The sequence below is a fragment of the Pedobacter sp. GQ55 genome (assembly GCF_059758925.1).
In genome coordinates, this window is record NZ_JCAXEI010000002.1 from 663,333 (window position 1) to 682,467 (window position 19,135).

The following is a 19,135-nucleotide window of genomic DNA, read 5'->3' on the forward strand; positions in this document are numbered from 1 at the left end:
CTTAATAGACATAATTAAAACGAAAAGTGCTAAGCAAAAATTTATTTATGAGACTACAATTTAGGCACACAATTCTATTAACAAAAGTCCTATTCTCTTGATTCAAAAGCAAAGAACACCACATATTCCGCACTTTTTCCGGCTATTAACTTTTCGGCAACTTTTTGTTTGGCATTATGACCCATAAAAAATAAAATTCCAAATTTTGTATTTAATCAAACTCAATCCATCACAGGGTTATCCACAATAGGTAGTTTTGCAAACCTGATTACCTCAACACTTGGAAAACCAAAATCCTCCACTACTTTACCCAAGATCAGGTAGCAACCTTTTCCTCTAAAAGGATAGTTAGGCGTACTGTTTGGAAAATGTGTAGTATCAAAGAAATTTCCATCTGCATCGAGAAAGGTACCAAACCACATTTTCTTATTGTTCTTCGTATGCACAGTCTTTTCACAAACATACAATCCCACCATTTTTACTGTTTGCCCAACATATTGTATTAGATTATTTGTGCGCACATCTCCTCTGTATGGGGTTTTCAATAGATCAAACATAGAAAGCGACAAAGGAAACCCAAGCAACTCCAACTCATGATAAGCATCTTCCAGCTCAGTATTAATCAGCTCCGGCAGTATATAATGTTTGCTTTCCAAATGAAAAAGTTCTGAATGATTAACAGGCTTAACTTTACCACTCAACATCATATGCACCTCCCACAACAAAGTTTTCTTACTCTTTCCGGTAAACCTTAAAGCTCCCACCCTAATCAAAATGATTACCTGTTCCAGTCCCATCCCAGTACGTTTTACAAAATCCTCCAGATCAGTAAATGCACCATTTCGCTCAACCTCCTCAGGAATTAATTCTATAAATCTATTCTCAAGCCCTTGTATACCAATAAGCCCCAGGTAAGCATCGATCCCTTTAATAGACACTACAGACATACTTATATTTACACAGGGCAAATGCACCTTCGCGCCGGCTTTTTGTAACTCATGAACATATAACCAACGCGCATAAAACCCGCCATAATTATTCAGCACAGCAACCATAAACTCCCGGGGATAGTAGGTTTTTAAATGTAAACTCTGATAACTTTCTACTGCAAAACTTGCCGAATGTGCTTTAGAGAAACTATAACCTGCAAAAGAGAATACCTGCCTCCATACCTCAGCCGTAATGGCCTCTGACCTGCCCAATGCCTTTGCCCCTTCATGAAACTTCTCTACCAGCTTATTAAACTCTATTTTCGAACGATATTTCCCACTCATCCCCCGTCTCAAAATGTCTGCATCCGTACCATCCATCCCCGCATAATGAATACAAATCTTAATCACATCCTCCTGATAAACCATTACCCCAAAAGTATCTTCCAGCTGCTCCTTCATTACTGGGTGCAGGTATTCTACAACGTCTGGTCTATGAAAATTCTGAATGTAAGCCTTCATCATACCTGATTGCGCAACCCCAGGCCTAATAATACTGCTGGCCGCAACTAATGTCAGGTAATTCTCGCAGCCTAGTTTGATAAGTAATTGCCGCATAGCAGGCGATTCGATATAAAAACACCCAATACTATTGCCAAATTTCAACTTGTTATTCAGGTTAGCATCGTTCATAAACGCCTTTACCTGGTGGATATCTATTTTATGTTGCTGGTTTTCCGCTACCAATCTCACTGCTTCTTTGATATGTCCTATCCCTCTTTGGCTTAGTATATCATATTTATCATAACCAATAGCCTCCGCTTCGTACATATCCCACTGTACAGTGGGCATTCCTTTGGGTGGTAAATCCAATGCGGTGTAATAGGTAATCGGTTCTTCCGAAATCAGTATGCCACCAGCATGAATACTTCTTTGATTGGGTATCTCCTTCATCATTTCGTATATGGCAGTAATCTTTTCAAAAGTAGGATTGTTTCTATTTTCAGCAGCTTTAGCCAGATCTGTAAAGCCATCAATCTCAGCTTTTGGCAGGCCCATTACCTTACCAATCTCACGGATAATGGAGCGGTCTTTAAAGGTACTCATCGTGCCTAGCAACGCAGTATGTTCTTTTCCGTAACGCTTAAAAATATAATCCTGCACATCTTCACGCTCATCCCAGGAATAATCAATATCAAAATCTGGGGGCGAGGTACGTTGTGCATTCAGAAACCGCTCAAAATACAAATCAAGTTCCAGCGGATCTACGTCAGTAATACGCAAACAAAAAGCTACGGTACTATTAGCTCCTGAGCCCCTGCCTACATGATAATAACCCTTAGACATAGAATAACGAATAATATCCCATGTGATTAAGAAATAGGCACAATACCCAAGGTCATTAATGACCTTTAGCTCGTTCTCTACTTTTCTTAGTGCCTCCTTATTGTTCTTCCCATAACGATAAATCAGACCTCCCATTGCCAGCTTTTCAAGCAATGCTTTATCATCATTCTTACTCCCGGTAAAGGTCTTACGGTTTAGGTATACTTTCCCCTGCTCATAATTCATCCTGCAGCCATCCATCAGTTTCCGCGTATTATCTAGTATAAAGGCGTATTTATTAAATCTAGCTTCCAACTCCCCTGCCGGCAGAAACATATCGGTGCTGCTACATTTATCTTCAGGCCCCACCATCGTAAGCAGCGTATTCAAATCTACCCCCCTCAGATATTCATGTAAACGGTATTCGAGCCTATTGGCCACAAAAACAGGCTGTAATACAAGTAATTTATCTTTTATATGACTGATATCTTTACCATGCAGGCTATGTAATTCATCATAGCGAATTCCCAGATATTCATTTCCTCCTAATGACCTGCTCATAATACTATCCGCGTACGGATAAATTACAACTGCATTTTTAAAAGGTTTTGCCTTGTCGGGCAGCTCCTTCTGTTCCAGGTTATGCTCAGTCAGGAAATCATTCAATTCCTTCATCCCCTCCTTATCCCTGGCAACCCCAATATAAAGTAACTGCTTATTTCGTCTAAATTCAATACCTCCAATAGGCTTAATACCGCTCTTAATACATGCTCTCATAAACTCCATAATCCCTGTAGAGTTATTGATATCTGCAAGCACCATCTGTGTAACCCCTCGAAAAGTAGCTTCCTTTATGAGCTTTTCGATAGACATAGTACCATAGCGCAGGCTATATTGAGAATGGACGTTCAGGTACATGGCTTATAACTCAATATTTAACACAGATGCCCTTGTTACTGCCTTTTCTCCAAAGCGCTTGCGAATCCTGTCCATTGCCTGCACCAGGCTATATTGCTCCTGCGATTCACCATACATATCTATTTGTTCAAACCCATTTACCAGACTAGATAAACGCACACCAACAAGTCGCAACAACATCCTCTTGGTATATACCTGTTTAAAAAGTTCCCTTGCTTTCTGAATAAGCGTACCATCAAGTGAGGTGTAAGGGATGGATGCCTGTTTGGTAACATCCTCAAAGTTGGAATACCTAATCGTTACAGTAATGCAGGCTGCAAGTTTCTTTTTTTCTCTCAGTTGAAATGCAATATCCATTACCATCGAAGTAAGCAGGTTGTTGATCATGTTTACATCTATGGTATCCGCTTTAAATGTACACTGTGTGCCAATACTTTTCTGCTCGGCGTAAGGAATTACTGGGCTATTGTCTATGCCTTTAGCTCTTTGAAGCAACGATAACCCATTTTTACCCATCAGCATATTCATCTGATCCGGATGGATCTGGGCCAGCGTATAAATCTTCTTAATACCCATATCACTAAGCTTCACAAAGGTCTTTTCGCCCAGTCCCGGAATTTTTCTGATTGAAAGAGGATTTAAAAAACGTTGTACACCCGATGCCTCAACATTCTTCTCGCCTCTTGGCTTACATTCGTTAGTTGCCATCTTGGAAACCGTTTTATTTACCGATAGCCCAAAAGAAATTGGCAAGCCCGATTCCTTCATAATAGTTTGCCGAAGTTCATGTGCATAAGTCATACAGCCATGGAACCTATCCATCCCCGTCATATCTATATAATGCTCATCAATACTGGCTTTTTCAAACAGCGGCACCCTTTCCCTTATAATGTCGGTAATTTCATGAGATGCTTTAGAATAAGCGTCCATGCTGCCTTTAATAAAAACCCCATGCGGACACAGCATCTTTGCCATTCTGGCTGGCATCGCTGCGTGTACTCCAAATTTTCGGGCCTCATAGCTACATGAAGTTACTACTCCACGATCTGACATGCCGCCAATAATTACAGGTTTTCCAATAAGACTACTATCTTTTTTTAGTTCTACAGACACGAAAAATGCGTCCTGATCCATATGAATTATTTGCTTCCCTTCCCTCATGACAAATAAATTTAGGTCACGACAAAATTAAACTAATAAAATTAGTAAAACAACTATCTAACTAAATGAATTAGCTAAACTAACGGGTTTACTATTCGTTTAAGCAAGCATAAGGCCCGGAACTTCCTTTAAAATTTGATCCTTGTGAGTAGCAGATAGCCAGATATTAGATTCCAGATTTAAAATAGCTATGTTTTCTTTAAGATAATAATTCCAGCAGATCTTCCCATTTTCTTTCTGAGTAGTAACAATATCATGAATAATATCATTTGATATCACAACGGGGGTACTACCTTCTCCATGCTTAAATTCAGTTACATGAACATCTTCTAATATAACCGTACCTAAAACAGCCGAATTTTCATTGCCTTCATCTTCGGCAGAGATGATCAGTTCATAAGTATTGGTATCCTTTTTAGAATAGCCAGTTACTTCTTCAGAAAATTTAAACGCAGCGCAATGAGAGTGTTTTGGAATTTTAGCTGCATTCAATTGTTCCCATTCCTTTCGGAGATCGGGATTTTTATGCTCATCACAGTACCATTCAGGGTTGCGTACCCAAATTTTAACGACTATGTTCATACACTATTGCTATTTGATTAGATAATGAAGATAGTAAAAAAAATCTTTACTAATTACAGCACACCTTTCAATTTCGTCCAAACGTTTTCCGCCAGGATCTTTTGTCCCTCGGCAGTAGGATGAATGCCATCATTCTGATTTAGCTTAGGAATACCCGCTACCCCCTCCAGCAAAAACGGCAGAAAAACCATTTCATTTTTAGCTGCAAGCGCTTTAAACATATTCCTAAAATCAGAAGCATACTTAGCTCCCATATTAGGCGGAACTTCCATTCCGGTTAAAATCATTTTAGCCTGAGGGTATTTCTTTTTAACCTTATCTATTATAATCTGCAAATTTGCAGTAGTTTCATTAACCGCTATTCCCCGCAAGCCATCATTAGCGCCCAATTCAAGCACAAAAATAGCTATAGGTTGTTTTAGCAACCAATCTATCCTGTTCTTCCCGGCGGCAGAGGTTTCTCCACTTAGTCCGCCGTTTATTGCTTTATAAGGAAGCTTAAGTGAATCCAGCTTTTTCTGTAAAAGTTCCGGATAAGCCTCTCCTTGTTCCAATCCATATCCTGCTGTCAAACTTGTACCGAAGAATAAAATATTCTTCTCTTTAACCGGAACTTCAGTAGCAACAGGTGCCACCTCTGCAGGTTTTGCCTTTAATGTTTCATCATTCTGTTTATTTTGATTATTTCCGCACGATGCCAATACAATTGACAAAAGTATGATCAGGGTTGAAGCTTTAAAACGTAACATATCTATGTAATATAAATCTAAAATTAGCCATAACTAGTCAGGCCTCGTATATTTAACTATAAAAATACCTATTTATTAATGATATGCCTTCAGAAAACATACTCCATATTGAAAATGTAAGTAAAATATATAAAAGTGCCGGAAAAGAACTTACCGTCCTAAATAACGTCAGTTTCTCCGTAGAAGGAGGCTCTACCCTTGCAATTACAGGCCCATCGGGCAGTGGCAAGACTACGCTTTTAGGGCTTTGTGCAGGGCTGGATAGATCTACTACCGGCTCCGTTAAGCTAAATGGCATTAAACTAGATGAGCTCACAGAAGATCAGCGGGCAGCGGTACGCAATCGCTACATAGGCTTTATATTCCAAAACTTTCAGCTGATGCCAACCCTTACCGCGCTTGAAAACGTGATGGTACCAATGGAATTGCGTGGCGAGAAAGACATTCGCACACACGCTATGGACCTATTAGATAAAGTAGGTCTTGCAGAGCGCTCACATCATTATCCGGTACAGCTTTCTGGTGGCGAACAGCAACGTGTTTCGCTGGCAAGGGCATTTTCCAATAAACCGGCTATACTCTTTGCCGATGAACCTACAGGTAATCTGGATGCCGAAACCAGCGAAAAAATAGAAAAACTAATGTTTGAACTGAACAGAGATGCCGGAACTACGTTGATCATAGTTACACACGATCTTGAACTGGCTATGCGTACAAACAGGATAATAAAAATAAAAGGTGGCGTAATCATTTCAGACGATCCAAATGCAACAAGATAATTCCGCACTTAAAAGATCCGTAAACATCGGCTGGCTTTTTAAAATGGCCTGGCGTGATGCCCGTCGCAATAAATCCCGACTGTTTCTTTTCGTATCCTCTATTATCCTGGGAATTGCAGCTTTAGTAGCCGTGTATTCGTTCAGGGATAACATGCAACGCGATATTGACAATCAGGCCAAAATGCTTACAGGGGCAGACCTTGTGATACAGGCACGCAAGCCTGTAAGCGCAAAAACACAAGCAGTACTAGATACACTGGGAAATGAAAAAGCTTCGGAAAGAAGTTTCGCTTCAATGATCTATTTCCTTAAAAATGAAGGCAGCAGATTGGTACAGGTGCGCGCACTTGAAGGCAATTACCCATTTTACGGAACCATAGAAACTACTCCTGTAAATGCGGCAAGTACCTTTCGGCAAGAGCGCAGGGCATTAGTTGACAAAACAGTAATGCTGCAGTTCAATGCCAAACCCGGAGATTCTATTAAAATTGGCTCTGTTAACTTCCTAATAGCCGGAATATTAGATAAGGCACCCGGACAAACCGGAATATCAGCTACCGTAGCACCTGTTGTTTATATCCCATTAAAATACCTTGAACAAACCGGATTAACCAAAATAGGCAGCAGAATCCAATACAAGTATTACTACAGGTACAATAAGCCATCTGCCGTAACTGGTCAGGTTAAAAAAATCCAGCGTTTGCTTGATAAAGAAAACCTCGACACAGAAACTGTGGAATCTAAAAAGGAAAGTACCGGAAAATCCTTCAGAGACGTAAGCAGATTTCTTGAACTATCAGGATTTATTGCCCTTTTATTGGGATGCATAGGTGTTGGAAGTGCTATCCATGTATATATTGGCGAGAAACTAAACTCTATAGCTACCCTCCGTTGCCTGGGTTTAAAAGCCTGGGAGGCATTTTTAATTTACCTCATCCAAATTGTTTTTATAGGATTTATTGGTGCTGTTTTAGGTGCTGCATTGGGCACAATTATACAGTTCGCATTACCGATAGTATTAAAAGATTTCATTCCCGTAGAACTTACCCTCCAAATTTCATGGCTTGCCATCGGACAAGGAGTACTGCTGGGCTTAGTCATTTCAGTTTTATTTACCCTGCCGTCACTCCTTTCAGTACGCATTATCTCTCCATTAAACGCCATCAGACATTCGTTTGAAAAATCAAACGATCCAAGAGATCCCTTAAAATGGATCGTATATCTACTCATCCTGCTTTTTGTCCTGGCATTTACCAGATTTCAAATGAGTAGTTGGATGCAGGCAGCTGTATTTACCGGAAGTATCTTAATCTCGTTCCTCTTACTTTTTGCTTTATCCAGGCTCTTAATGTGGGCAGTAAAAAGGCTCATACCAGCTTCTTCAAGTTATTTATGGAGGCAGGGGTTCGCGAATCTCTACCGACCAAATAACCAAACCCTTATGCTTACCGTATCTATAGGCCTGTCCGCAGCATTCATCTGTACACTGTTTTTTGTACAGGGCATTTTAATAAAAAGGGTAACCATATCCTCTGCCGCTAATCAGGCAAATATGATACTGTTTGACATTCAAAATGAACAAAAGGAAGCAATTGCCACATTAACCAGAGATTATAAATTACCGGTAATGAACCAGGTGCCAGTTGTAACCGTTAGAATTGAAAAAATCAACGGAAAAACAGCACTTCAGGATACTGCAGGTGATTCCAAACGTGCTTTTCAAGGAGAGCTTAGGGTAACTTTCCAGGATAGCCTGACCTCGGCAGAAAAAGTAACTGAAGGTGTATGGCAAGGCAAAGCAAAACCGGAAGAAAAGGTCTACGTTTCATTAGAAGAAGGCTATGCCAGGAACATCCATGTGGGCGTTGGCGACAGTATCGTTTTTAACGTTCAGGGATTGTTAATACCTACCGTTGTAGGAAGTTTAAGAGAAGTGAACTGGGCAAGAATGCAAACCAATTTCAGGGTTGTTTTTCCTACAGGTGTATTAGAGGATGCCCCGCAATTTCATGTTTTGATGACACGAATTACCTCAAATGACGTTTCGGCTAAATTCCAAAGCGCTGTGGTAAGAAAATTCCCTAATGTATCTGTAATAGATCTGGGGCTTATATTAAAGACCTTAGATGAGTTGTTATCAAAAATAAGTTTCGTAATACAGTTTATGGCTGCTTTTAGCATGGCAACCGGCTGGATAGTACTCATTTCTGCTGTGCTCACAAGCAGGGGCCAACGATTAAGAGAAAGCGTACTGCTCAGAACCTTGGGAGCCAGTCGAAAACAGATCATTGTAATTACGGCTATAGAGTACCTATTTCTGGGAGCTTTTTCTGCCGGTGCAGGAATAATTCTTGCTCTTGGAGGCAGTTGGTTGCTGGCCGTCTTTAGCTTCGACACCAGTTTTACTCCTTCCCTGTTACCAATCCTATTGCTGTTTATCCTAATCTGCATTTTGGTTGTATTAACGGGTGTATTGAGCAGCAGAAAAGTATTAAATACCCCACCTTTAGCAGTATTAAACGCTTAAACTATTATTGATAATAATTTATTCAAAAATATGCAACACACGTCCATTCAAAAAGCTATTTTTGCGCCCCAAAAGGTTTTAACAGAAAAAGTAAGGTCGTCATCCTGAATTTATTTCAGGATCTCGGCTGAGCAGGTTTTGAATAGTAAACACACCTTTTGGGTACCTACGAACACTAACTTTGCAATGGAATTATCATCAAAAAACTCATCTAAAGAAGCTATACGAACTACTCAGCTAGGCATCATTATCAGTATAGCTTTAATATTTGTAAAGGGTCTTTCTGGATATCTTGGTCATTCCTATGCACTTATCGCAGACGCTACCGAGTCTGGTGCAGATGTGGTTAGTTCAGGATTATTATGGCTGGCACTTATATATGCTCAACGCCCTGCCGATCAGGGGCATCCATACGGACATGGTAAGGCTGAACCCATCGCTGCTGTATTAATAGGACTTTTTCTAATTGCTGCCGCAGGCTGGATTGGGTATCATTCTATATATTATATCAGAACACCTCACGGATTGCCTAAAGGCTATACCCTAATTGTATTGCTGGTCGTAATCCTCTCTAAAGAACTTTTATTCCGCTATGTACTCAAAGTCGGAAAACGACTGAACAGTCAGGCTGTAAAGGCAGATGCTTATCATCACAGGAGTGATGCAATCACCTCTATTGCAGCATTTATCGGAATTGTAATTGCTCTTGTATTAGGCAAAGGCTATGAAGGAGCAGACGACTGGGCAGCATTAATGGCCTGCGTGTTCATCATTTATAATGCAATAAAGATCATCCGTCCGGCATTTTCAGAAATCATGGATGCCGCTCCATCACCAGAATTTATAGCAGAAATTACCGAGATAGCTGCCCAGCACGTCGAAGTAAAAGAAGTAGAGAAATGCTATGTAAGAAAAATGGGGTTACAGTATTATGTAGATATGCATATAGAAGTAGATGGAACCATTGATGTATTTACTGCCCACCAGGTAGCCCATCAGGTTAAAGATGAACTCCTGGCCTCAGATTTAAGTATTAAAGATGTAATTATACACGTTGAGCCACACTCGGCGTAATTATCTTAATCCCATTTTTTCCTGCTATTATTGCTTTTGCAGCCATTCCGTAAAATAGAGAGTGCTCCACAACGCCAGGTATCATTTTAATCTGAACATTAAGTTTTTCTAATTCCGGCAATTCTGCAAAGTGAACATCAGCCAGCAAATTTCCATTATCTGAAATAAGCGCACCGTCTTTTTGCGTACTCATACGTAGCTTTATGTCTGCTCCGGGAAACTCAAACGACAATCTTCCCAGTACCATTTGCAAAGCCTGAGGTAATATCTCCAACACCAAAGGATAAGCAGCATCCAGCTTCGGTACAAATTTCCCCTCATCTCCTATCAAAATAAAATCCGTAGCCATCGATGCCAATATTTTTTCAGTAGTATGGATACCACCGCCACTTTTCAAAGCATTCAAACCTTCATCAAACTGATCACAGCCATCAAAATAAACATCTATTTTTTTAAGTAACGATGGCGATTGCACCTTTAATCCGCATTGCTGCAAATAAGCAGTGGTTTTAAAAGACGACGAAGTAAAAGTAACACCTACAGCCAAATCCTCATCGTGCTTCACCATATCTACCAGATGAGATACCGTTGTTCCTGCACCCAAACCTACAATTTGGCCTATTTTAATAAATGGCAGAGCCGCCTTTGCTGCTTCTATCTTATAATCGATCATGCCGGCAATTTAGAAATTAATCAGAATTATCTCTACCTTGTTTTCAAAAATTGACTTCCAGACTATGAGAAAGCCAACCTACTTAAAGCATTTTCTTACAGCAATTATAATCATCTGTGCCAGTAAGTACGGCTTCGGTCAAGCTACCAAGGCAGAGGCTGAGCTAAAAGACATCATGAAAAAACAAGAGGCCATCGGGCTCTCTGTTGCTGTAGTAAAAAATGGTGATATCATATACACACACTCATTTGGCCTTAAAAATACTGAAACAAGCACATCGCTTACCGATAAAGACATCTTCAGAATAGCATCAATTTCAAAATCCTTCTCTGCCACTTCTATTATGCAGCTTGCAGAAGCCGGAAAATTATCTTTAAATGATGATTTCAGCAAACTGGTAGGTTTCAAGGTAAGGAACCCGAAATATCCTGAAACCATTATCACTCTAAAAATGGTACTCTCTCACACTTCAAGTATAAACGATAGCCAGGGTTATTTTAATCTTGATGTTATCAACCCTGAAAAAGGCCCTAACTGGGCAAAATGCTACAATGATTATGAACCCGGAAAAGGATATAGATACTGCAATCTGAATTTCAATATGGTGGGCGCCATAATAGAAAAGCTATCAGGAGAACGATTTGATCAATATGTAAAGCATCATATATTAGATCCTTTGAAACTGTATGGCGGATACTGTGTAGACTCGCTAGACAACAGTTTGTTTACCACTCTATATGAATATGATTCCGTTTCAAAAACCTTTGCCGCAGCCCCTTCAGCCTACGCACCACGTAGGGAGGAGATAAAAAACTATGTTATGGGATACAGTACCCCAGCATTCTCCCCTACCGGAGGAATGAAAATATCGGCTACCGATCTTGCAAAATACATGACCATGCACATGAATCAGGGCAATTATAAAGGCGTAAAAATCATTTCTAAAAAGAGCGCTAAAGTAATGCAGACAAAGATTTCTGACGAAGAAGGCTATGGTCTGGCAATGACTAATGTCGACAATCTGATTCCGGGAAAACACATGACCGGACATACCGGTTCTGCTTATGGCCTTTATAGCGCAATGTTTTTCCAACCAAAAGAAAAGTTTGGAATTGTTGTCATCACAAATGGTTCCAATACTGCTTATACCAATGGTTTCAATAGCATATTAATAGAAAGTATCAATTGCCTTTACAATAACTTCATAAAATAAACAGACAATAGATATTATCTTTTTAATTATCCAACTACATTCATCACAAAATGTAAAGACTTTGATAAATTTAAAGTACAGACTCGATTATTTAAGCTAATTCTTATATTAGCGTACTCAAAAGAAAAACTCATGAAAAGAAAATTAATCGTTTTAGCAGCCTCTGCACTCTTCTTTACCAGTGCAATGGCTCAAACACCTAATACGCTCTCAAAAGAAGAAAAAAAAGCAGGCTGGAAATTATTATTTGACGGTACAACTACAAAAGGCTGGCATACTTATCTTAAAAAAGAAGTGGGCGCAAAGTGGCAGGTAAAAGATGGAGCAATCGTTTTTGATCCTACTCAACCTACCGGTGGAGGCGATCTTGTTACTGATGGGATATACGAAAACTATGAGTTGAACCTGGAATGGAAAATCTCTAAAGGTGGAAACAGCGGAATCATATTTGATATCCAGGAAGACCCTAAATATGGCGCTACTTATCTTACCGGCCCTGAAATGCAGGTATTAGATAACATCGATGCAAGCGATAACAAAAAACAAAACCACCTTGCAGGTTGTCTGTATGACATGTCTGGCGATTCAACTGTTTCTAAGCCAGTACCAGTTGGCGAATGGAATAAAGTTAGACTAATCCAGGACAAAGGACACCTTACTTTCTGGTTAAATGGCATCAAAACATTTGAAGGTCAGATAGGAAGTGAAGAGTGGAAAGCTATGATCGCTAACAGCAAGTTTAAGAACAAAGATTTCGCAGACTTTGCTAAAGTTGCAAAAGGTAAAATCGCTTTGCAAGAACACCCCGGCTCTAGCCAGTGGAGAAACATCAAAATCCGTACTTTATAATTCAATTATAAGATCAATTTAACGAAAGCGCCCGAATCAATCATGATTCGGGCGCTTTCGTTTATATCCTATTTACATTCTGTAGGTGCAAAAGTAAACCTGCCCCTCTCAAAGTTAATCGGTTTCCCTTTTACAAAATATGATCTTCCTAAAGATGTTTCAATCTGACCAACACCCAGCACCAGCTTGCCATCTTTTTTCAAAAGTGCAAGTGGGTTTTTATAAATGGTTTTATTTTCGCCTATTTTAAAGGTATAATCAACAAATAAGGTATCTCCTCTAAACTTTCCGTCGATTAAACCGTCATTAGTTGCTTTTTCATGATATTTTATAACCAAACCACCGGTAACTTTTCCCAATTTAGACGTTATTACATTTAAATGTGCAGTATCTACGCCATCAACAGCAATGAAACATTCATTACTGACCGGCGCATCTGCGGTATCAATCATTGTACTATCTTTCAGTTCCGAGCTTTTATCTCCCCCCTGATTGCAGCTAAATGCCAAAGGCAAAGCTATAAGTGCTAAATAAAGTGCTGATTTTTTCATGACTATAATTTAAATTGATGGTTTATTAAATACTATACAAAATTTGGCACTATATGGTTTTATAAACAATACATCCGATTTTAGATGGATGATCCTGTGTTAACGTGTCCATATCCAACTTTCTAATCATATTTATCATCATAAAATCGCCCCCGGCAGCCATAGTAAAGAACATACCAAATGCAAAAAGCTGAATATTTCCGGTAATTAAAGCCAAAATTATAGGGAGTATCCCCAACAATAAGGCAGGCATAATAGCACCTATTATATAATGTTTTACTTTTAAAGGCTCTTTACAGTGGCAATATGGCGTAACTGCTTTCCAGATTACCCCGAATTTAATCGACTTAAATCCTTCCTTTGCAAAAAGGCACCATGTTATCCCATGAATTAATTCATGGATCACAATTCCTACAAGTATTACCAAAATCATGATTGCACTTGTCATCAAACCATTCATCTCCTTCGGAAATAAATTTTTAAATATGTCGAGTGTTCCATCACTCCACAAAAAATAGTAAAGTGGCCCAAACAAAATAACAAAAGGAATAAAATAGACGATTGCGGTTACCTGCGCTTTAGCAGCATCAATAGTCATTTCCTCCATTTTATAGCCTGGTATATCGAATTGTTCCATAGTATGGAACTAAGATATAAAAGTAAATTGAATTATTTTACCCTCAGATAAAGCATGCTGTAACCATCATAATAGTTATCGCTGATAAATAAAGAATCACTTCTTAAGCCCAATACATATTTCCTTTGCTCTTTAGAAATGGTATCAACTTCGTTAAATGATATTGCTGTTTCAAGTTGTCCGGAATGAATGCTTTTTGCTTTTGAAAGTACGTATTTCCCTTCCTTAACTAGCTTTCCATTTTCAATCTGCTGATAGGTGTCCTTAGATTTAAATGCTAAAACTGAACTTTTACCCGCCTCCACGGGTATAGTTTGACCGGTAAAACCCCCTCTTGATAATTTAAGTTCCCAATTCCCAATTAACTTTTCCTCAATATTTGGATCAGACTTTTGCTTCTCGCAGGCATAGAAGCCCATAGTTATAAAAGTAATGATCGCCAAAAAATACACTTTCATATCCATGCTTTAAGTTTTATATATAAAACGTTTAAAAAGCAAAAATCGCTACACCTTTAGCATTTTTATGCTCAGGTTAGCGATCTATATAAAACGATATAAGTTTTAGCTTAAGCTGTTTCCAGTTTTACTATATTTCTGTAAGGGAAAGATCCAAAGATGTGTCTGCGTGCAAATCTACCTGGAGAATCAGCATTTACTAATTTTACATACACGGCTTTAGGTACGCCAAAATATTCATAAGCACTACCATCAAGGAAATGAACAGTTAGTATTAAACCTGCCCAGCTATAATCAGCAATACCGCAGGTAGCAGTAGTTTGAGTATACTCATCCAATGAAAGCGCTAATGTTTCCGGAGCAATACTAACCAGAAAATGATAAGCTTCAATAATTTCTTTGCTTTTGGTTTCTGCTTCTATTTTAGCTTCTTCGCTATCCTGAAACTTGTCAGGGTGCCAATCTTTCATTAAACCCCTGTAAATGGTTTTTAATTCTTTTAATTCGGCATCCTTCTGTACACCCAATAACTTCCTGTAATCAACGATCTTCTTCATAAAATTTGCGCGAAGGTACGCAGATTTTTCGGGTAATCATATTATGATTCAATTAATTAGTATTTATTTTCATTTGACACTTTGAATTCTATTTGTTCTCTTGGCCCATCTGCCTTATCCATAAATTTATTCAGATAGGTAAATAGCAACTCTATTTTCTAGTCTTGTTTAATCATTTGTTTTTCAAACTGTTCAACTCGTAGAAAAACATCCTTATGTACAGGCAAGAGTTCCCTTAGTTTTGTGTAAACGCGTATGATGTGAATATTAGCTTGAATGGTTCGATCACTATTAAAATACTTGACAACATCGCACCCCCCTGCTCAGTGAAACAAAATGGCATGTAACGTAATCCTCCTCGACCATCGTTTGAGGTGCCAATCTGGCACCTCAAAGCTGAATATTCATCTGGAATCCCTACAGCTGCATCCTTCATAGTTCATTATTTGATATCGCTAGGATCAAACATAATAAGGAAACTTTAAGTAACAAAAATATCTAACTAATTAATAATAAAATCTCAAAAATGAAATAGTGCGAATAATTTCAATATTTTGAGAGTTGATAGTGAAGTAAGTTTACAAAACCTAGCAAATTGTTGTTCATAGTACCTTGCCGGGGCTTGATAGGGCAACCAACCCTAACAGGGCGCAGGGAACCCTTATCAACAATTACCTGTTCGTCCTGATATCGCTATACACCATTTGAATGCCCTTATAAAACTTTTCCCTGAGATACTATATATTTGCGATATATGTTCAAAATTGGATTAGCAGAAGATGATGTAAAAATAGCTGCCTTGATAAAAAACGGGCTAGAGGAACATCAATATCATGTTACCCCCATACATGACGGCAGTTTGGCCTTGGCAGAATTTAAAAACCATGAATATGACCTGGTAATACTCGATATCATGATGCCTGGCTTAAACGGTATTGAGGTATGCCGTCAATTGAGAGCAAAAAACAAAGACCTTCCTATCCTTATGTTAACCGCACTAGGCTCTATTGAAGATAAAGTAACCGGCCTAAGTTCCGGTGCCGACGACTACTTATTGAAACCATTTCATTTCAGAGAATTACTTGCTCGCCTGGAAGCACTCTTAAGAAGAAACAACAAAAACTTTGCCCCACATAACATTCTTAATTTTGCAGACATCACTATGGATACCTATAGTAAGTCTGTTGAAAGAGCTGGCGTACCAATTGAGCTTACGGCTAAAGAATACATACTGCTCGAGCTGTTTTTAAAGAACCCGAACAGATTACTGTCCAGACAATACATTGCAGAGAACGCCTGGGATATTAGTTTTGATACCGGCACCAACGTAATTGATGTTTATATCAATTTCCTCAGAAAGAAAATTGAAAAGGGCTTTGATAAACGGTTGATACATACAAAAATTGGGATGGGCTATATCCTCAAAGAGGCATGAAAATAAAAGATCGGCTGGCGTTATATTTTACTCTGATCAGTACTTTGGTATTGCTTGGTGTGCTCTTTGCCATATACTTTACCTTCATAAAGTTTATGCAGGGCGATTTTTTTGACCGACTTACAGACCGCACCATGGTTACAGCCAAGCTTTACCTGGAAGCTGATGAAATATCAAGCGATTCACTAACCCGCGTACGGGAACAATACCTCGAAAAGTTAAATGGAGAGGTGATCCGCATTTATAACAGCAAAAACGACGCAACTTTTATTGGTGATGATCAGCAATATTGGAACATCCAAACCATCGAAAAGGTAAGGCGATATAAAAAGGCCAGGTTTAAGGATGGCAACAGACAAGTAATAGGCATTTATTATAAAGACAATCAGGGTGATTTTGTAATCCTGGCCTCCGCCATCGATCAAGGCACTATCACCAGGGCAGAAAAACTATTGAAAATAATGGCAGCAATTTTCCTTATCATCTTTATTGTGTTGCTTCTTTCAGCCCGATGGATTGCAAAAAAAATACTCCTGCCTTTGGATCTTTTTATAGATCAGGTTAAACTGATTAAGTCAAACAATCTTCATTTCAGGGTAAAAGAAGGGCCCAATAAAGACGAGATTCATCTACTTGCCCAAAATTTCAACAACCTGATGGAGCACCTGGAGCAATCCTTCATTTTGCAAAAAACATTTGTGGCCAATGCTTCGCACGAACTCAGGACCCCAATAACAAGAATGGTCATAGGCACTGAAATTGCCCTTTCTCAGGATCGGAGTAAAGAAGAATACCAAAAGGCCTTAATTTCAGTACTAGAGGATTCAGAAAAACTGGAAAACATCATCAGCAGTTTACTTAAGCTTGCCCAGGCCGATCTCGAGTATGGCTCTACCAATCTCGAAAAAGTACGTATCGATGAAATGATATGGAAACTTCAACAGGAATGGAATCAAAAAACAGGCATAAACAACCTTTTCGTTGAGGTAAGAGACCTCCCTACGGACGAAGATCAGCTAAGCATTATCTGCAACCCTACCCTATTGCAAATTGCAATTGACAACCTCATTTCTAATGCATTTAAGTTTTCAGACCATCAGCCTGTTAAATGCATGCTTGATGTTAAAGATGATGGCATTCATATTTTCATTACCGATACAGGTGTTGGAATAGAGCCCGCTGATCTGGATAATATATTTAAACCCTTTTACAGCTCCTCTTCAAAAACTGCACATGCAGGCAGCGGAATGGGCTTATATATGGCGCATAAAATCATTACGCTTTACCAGGGGAACATCACTGTAAAGTCACAAAGGCACCAGGGCACCACCTTCCATGTACACTTCCCTCGATTTTAATCTCATTTTAATTTCCCTTTAATTTCGCTTTAATTCCCTCAGGGTAGGTTTGACCAAACATTACACAAATGGTCATGATACCTTTAAGATTCCATAACTTTTTTGGCTGCATGCTGCTTCTTTTCTTCGCAACAACAGCTTCGGCACAGGTAACAGATTCGATTATGCTAAGCCTACGGGATGCCGGAAGTCTTTTTGTAAAGAACAACTACCAGCTAATCGCTCAGCAATATGAAACAGATCAGGCAAAGGCCGATGTGATAACCGCCCGCTTGTTCGATAATCCCGAAATCAGCTACGAAAATCTTTTGTACAATAAAGAAACAAAGAGATTTCTGGAAACCAGCAAGGCTACCGGGCAATACCAGGGCTCCTTATCTCAAATGATTAAGCTTGCCGGTAAGCGCAACAAGAATATTAAACTGGCTACAACCGGTGTTAAACTGGCTGAGTACGAATATTTTGATCTGATGCGCACTTTGCGATACACACTCAGCTCAACTTTCTATAAGATGTATTACGATCAGCAATCTGCCAAAGTATATCAGGAGCAGATCAACTCTCTTGAACTTTTATTGAATGCCAACGAACAACAGTTAAAGATGGGAAATGTAGCCATGAAGGATATCATTAGGATTAAATCATTGTTATACAGCCTGCAAGGAGAATACAGCAGTCTACTTAATGATATTGAGGACCTGCAAACTCAGCTTAAACTGATGACAAACATCAAGCCTGATGCAAATCTTGTCCTTGTGGTTCCTGCAGAGGAAGAACAGAATTATCAACCTGATAAAAAGGCATATACCAATTTACTGGATACTGCAAGGAGCAATCGCGCTGATCTTCAGCTGGCAAAAACTGAAATCACGTATGCCGAAAATAACCTGAGGCTACAAAAAGCCAACGCTATTCCAGATGTGGAACTGTCACTTGTTTACGACCTTAAGGGTTCTTATCCTGATAATTATACCGGCTTAGGGATAAAACTTCCAATCCCATTATTTAACAGGAATCAAGGCGAAATAAAAAAGGCCAAAATTGCAATTGATGCAAGCAACTCGAAGCTCAATAAGCAGGAAGCCATTCTCGAAAATGAGGTATACAACAGTTATACATCTGCTTTAAGAACCGAAAAAATGTACCGTGGTCTAGATAGTAATTTCAATTCTGATTTTGACAAACTGATTGTTGAAGTCATTAAAAATTTCAAAAACAGAAACATCAGTCTGATTGAGTTTTTGGACTTCTACGACTCCTACAAAGCCAGCACACTACAAATGAACACATTAAAATATGAGCGCATGAACGCTAAGGAAGAAATCAATTTTGTTACTGGCTCAACTATTTTTAAATAAC

At 39.0% G+C, this 19,135-nt stretch carries 18 protein-coding genes; 8 read left to right on the top strand and 10 right to left on the bottom strand.

The window, feature by feature from the left end; all coding sequences use genetic code 11:
* Positions 1 to 221: 221 nt before the first annotated feature.
* From dnaE to AC6CH7_RS07745, 4 genes are all read right to left on the bottom strand, one after another.
* On the bottom strand, positions 222 to 3,173 hold the full coding sequence (gene dnaE / locus AC6CH7_RS07730; protein WP_498262127.1) for a DNA polymerase III subunit alpha: 2,952 nt from the start codon (positions 3,171 to 3,173) through the stop codon (positions 222 to 224).
* A 3-nt stretch (positions 3,174 to 3,176) separates the two neighbouring features.
* Positions 3,177 to 4,334: a DNA polymerase IV gene (gene dinB, locus AC6CH7_RS07735; RefSeq protein WP_498262128.1), complete on the bottom strand. Its 1,158-nt coding sequence runs from the start codon at positions 4,332 to 4,334 to the stop codon at positions 3,177 to 3,179.
* Between the two features lie 99 nt (positions 4,335 to 4,433).
* Positions 4,434 to 4,916 carry a hypothetical protein gene (locus tag AC6CH7_RS07740; protein WP_498262129.1) on the bottom strand — a complete coding sequence of 161 codons (483 nt, stop codon included), beginning with the start codon at positions 4,914 to 4,916 and terminating at the stop codon, positions 4,434 to 4,436.
* Positions 4,917 to 4,969: 53 nt separating this feature from the next.
* Positions 4,970 to 5,665, bottom strand: coding sequence for an arylesterase (locus AC6CH7_RS07745; RefSeq protein ID WP_498262130.1), 696 nt, complete (start codon positions 5,663 to 5,665; stop codon positions 4,970 to 4,972).
* 83 nt (positions 5,666 to 5,748) lie between these two features.
* Between AC6CH7_RS07745 and AC6CH7_RS07750 the strand changes: the two genes are divergently transcribed.
* From AC6CH7_RS07750 to AC6CH7_RS07760, 3 genes are all read left to right on the top strand, one after another.
* Complete coding sequence (locus AC6CH7_RS07750) at positions 5,749 to 6,444, top strand: ABC transporter ATP-binding protein (protein WP_498262131.1); 696 nt, start codon at positions 5,749 to 5,751, stop codon at positions 6,442 to 6,444.
* Positions 6,431 to 8,971 (top strand): ABC transporter permease, encoded by a 2,541-nt coding sequence (locus AC6CH7_RS07755; protein WP_498262132.1) that lies wholly within the window; start codon positions 6,431 to 6,433, stop codon positions 8,969 to 8,971. Before AC6CH7_RS07750 ends, AC6CH7_RS07755 begins: the two co-directional genes overlap by 14 nt.
* A 186-nt stretch (positions 8,972 to 9,157) precedes the next feature.
* A complete protein-coding gene (locus AC6CH7_RS07760; protein ID WP_498262133.1) occupies positions 9,158 to 10,045 on the top strand; it encodes a cation diffusion facilitator family transporter in 888 nt (295 codons plus the stop codon).
* On the opposite strand, the gene rpiA is transcribed toward AC6CH7_RS07760, so the two are convergent.
* Entirely contained in the window at positions 10,017 to 10,718 is a 702-nt protein-coding gene (gene rpiA, locus AC6CH7_RS07765; protein ID WP_498262134.1) for a ribose 5-phosphate isomerase A, read from the bottom strand. The two genes, AC6CH7_RS07760 and rpiA, sit on opposite strands and share 29 nt — an antisense overlap.
* A 64-nt stretch (positions 10,719 to 10,782) precedes the next feature.
* Here rpiA and AC6CH7_RS07770 point away from each other — a divergent pair, with 64 nt between their 5' ends.
* Positions 10,783 to 11,931, top strand: coding sequence for a serine hydrolase domain-containing protein (locus AC6CH7_RS07770; protein ID WP_498262135.1), 1,149 nt, complete (start codon positions 10,783 to 10,785; stop codon positions 11,929 to 11,931).
* A 132-nt stretch (positions 11,932 to 12,063) separates the two neighbouring features.
* Positions 12,064 to 12,780, top strand: a complete 717-nt coding sequence (locus AC6CH7_RS07775) for a 3-keto-disaccharide hydrolase (protein WP_048906990.1) — start codon at positions 12,064 to 12,066, stop codon at positions 12,778 to 12,780.
* 68 nt (positions 12,781 to 12,848) lie between these two features.
* Here the strand turns inward: AC6CH7_RS07775 and AC6CH7_RS07780 are convergent, their stop codons facing one another.
* The 5 genes from AC6CH7_RS07780 to AC6CH7_RS07800 all read right to left on the bottom strand — a co-directional run bounded on the left by AC6CH7_RS07780 (position 12,849) and on the right by AC6CH7_RS07800 (position 15,419).
* Positions 12,849 to 13,331, bottom strand: coding sequence for a hypothetical protein (locus AC6CH7_RS07780; protein ID WP_048906991.1), 483 nt, complete (start codon positions 13,329 to 13,331; stop codon positions 12,849 to 12,851).
* 49 nt (positions 13,332 to 13,380) lie between these two features.
* The gene (locus tag AC6CH7_RS07785) at positions 13,381 to 13,968 is read right to left on the bottom strand and encodes a DUF3267 domain-containing protein (RefSeq protein WP_498262136.1); all 588 of its coding nucleotides are present in this window, start codon (positions 13,966 to 13,968) and stop codon (positions 13,381 to 13,383) included.
* Positions 13,969 to 14,000: 32 nt separating this feature from the next.
* Entirely contained in the window at positions 14,001 to 14,426 is a 426-nt protein-coding gene (locus tag AC6CH7_RS07790; RefSeq protein ID WP_498262137.1) for a hypothetical protein, read from the bottom strand.
* Between the two features lie 110 nt (positions 14,427 to 14,536).
* Positions 14,537 to 14,983: a KTSC domain-containing protein gene (locus AC6CH7_RS07795; RefSeq protein WP_172659546.1), complete on the bottom strand. Its 447-nt coding sequence runs from the start codon at positions 14,981 to 14,983 to the stop codon at positions 14,537 to 14,539.
* 235 nt (positions 14,984 to 15,218) lie between these two features.
* The gene (locus AC6CH7_RS07800; RefSeq protein ID WP_498262138.1) at positions 15,219 to 15,419 is read right to left on the bottom strand and encodes an ORF6N domain-containing protein; all 201 of its coding nucleotides are present in this window, start codon (positions 15,417 to 15,419) and stop codon (positions 15,219 to 15,221) included.
* 318 nt (positions 15,420 to 15,737) lie between these two features.
* Here AC6CH7_RS07800 and AC6CH7_RS07805 point away from each other — a divergent pair, with 318 nt between their 5' ends.
* The 3 genes from AC6CH7_RS07805 (at position 15,738) to AC6CH7_RS07815 (ending at position 19,134) form a co-directional block, all read left to right on the top strand.
* Complete coding sequence (locus AC6CH7_RS07805; protein WP_498262139.1) at positions 15,738 to 16,418, top strand: response regulator transcription factor; 681 nt, start codon at positions 15,738 to 15,740, stop codon at positions 16,416 to 16,418.
* Complete coding sequence (locus AC6CH7_RS07810) at positions 16,415 to 17,776, top strand: sensor histidine kinase (protein WP_498262140.1); 1,362 nt, start codon at positions 16,415 to 16,417, stop codon at positions 17,774 to 17,776. Before AC6CH7_RS07805 ends, AC6CH7_RS07810 begins: the two co-directional genes overlap by 4 nt.
* 74 nt (positions 17,777 to 17,850) lie before the next feature.
* Positions 17,851 to 19,134: a TolC family protein gene (locus tag AC6CH7_RS07815; protein ID WP_498262141.1), complete on the top strand. Its 1,284-nt coding sequence runs from the start codon at positions 17,851 to 17,853 to the stop codon at positions 19,132 to 19,134.
* The last annotated feature ends 1 nt before the right edge of the window (position 19,135 follow it).

Excerpts from the sequence above, each read along its gene's own strand:
- dnaE (WP_498262127.1), bottom strand. The coding sequence starts at position 3,173 with ATGTACCTGAACGTCCATTCTCAATATAGCCTGCGCTATGGTACTATG.
- dinB (WP_498262128.1), bottom strand. The coding sequence starts at position 4,334 with ATGAGGGAAGGGAAGCAAATAATTCATATGGATCAGGACGCATTTTTC.
- AC6CH7_RS07740 (WP_498262129.1), bottom strand. The coding sequence starts at position 4,916 with ATGAACATAGTCGTTAAAATTTGGGTACGCAACCCTGAATGGTACTGT.
- AC6CH7_RS07745 (WP_498262130.1), bottom strand. The coding sequence starts at position 5,665 with ATGTTACGTTTTAAAGCTTCAACCCTGATCATACTTTTGTCAATTGTA.
- AC6CH7_RS07750 (WP_498262131.1), top strand. The coding sequence starts at position 5,749 with ATGCCTTCAGAAAACATACTCCATATTGAAAATGTAAGTAAAATATAT.
- AC6CH7_RS07755 (WP_498262132.1), top strand. The coding sequence starts at position 6,431 with ATGCAACAAGATAATTCCGCACTTAAAAGATCCGTAAACATCGGCTGG.
- AC6CH7_RS07760 (WP_498262133.1), top strand. The coding sequence starts at position 9,158 with ATGGAATTATCATCAAAAAACTCATCTAAAGAAGCTATACGAACTACT.
- rpiA (WP_498262134.1), bottom strand. The coding sequence starts at position 10,718 with ATGATCGATTATAAGATAGAAGCAGCAAAGGCGGCTCTGCCATTTATT.
- AC6CH7_RS07770 (WP_498262135.1), top strand. The coding sequence starts at position 10,783 with ATGAGAAAGCCAACCTACTTAAAGCATTTTCTTACAGCAATTATAATC.
- AC6CH7_RS07775 (WP_048906990.1), top strand. The coding sequence starts at position 12,064 with ATGAAAAGAAAATTAATCGTTTTAGCAGCCTCTGCACTCTTCTTTACC.
- AC6CH7_RS07780 (WP_048906991.1), bottom strand. The coding sequence starts at position 13,331 with ATGAAAAAATCAGCACTTTATTTAGCACTTATAGCTTTGCCTTTGGCA.
- AC6CH7_RS07785 (WP_498262136.1), bottom strand. The coding sequence starts at position 13,968 with ATGGAACAATTCGATATACCAGGCTATAAAATGGAGGAAATGACTATT.
- AC6CH7_RS07790 (WP_498262137.1), bottom strand. The coding sequence starts at position 14,426 with ATGAAAGTGTATTTTTTGGCGATCATTACTTTTATAACTATGGGCTTC.
- AC6CH7_RS07795 (WP_172659546.1), bottom strand. The coding sequence starts at position 14,983 with ATGAAGAAGATCGTTGATTACAGGAAGTTATTGGGTGTACAGAAGGAT.
- AC6CH7_RS07800 (WP_498262138.1), bottom strand. The coding sequence starts at position 15,419 with ATGAAGGATGCAGCTGTAGGGATTCCAGATGAATATTCAGCTTTGAGG.
- AC6CH7_RS07805 (WP_498262139.1), top strand. The coding sequence starts at position 15,738 with ATGTTCAAAATTGGATTAGCAGAAGATGATGTAAAAATAGCTGCCTTG.
- AC6CH7_RS07810 (WP_498262140.1), top strand. The coding sequence starts at position 16,415 with ATGAAAATAAAAGATCGGCTGGCGTTATATTTTACTCTGATCAGTACT.
- AC6CH7_RS07815 (WP_498262141.1), top strand. The coding sequence starts at position 17,851 with ATGATACCTTTAAGATTCCATAACTTTTTTGGCTGCATGCTGCTTCTT.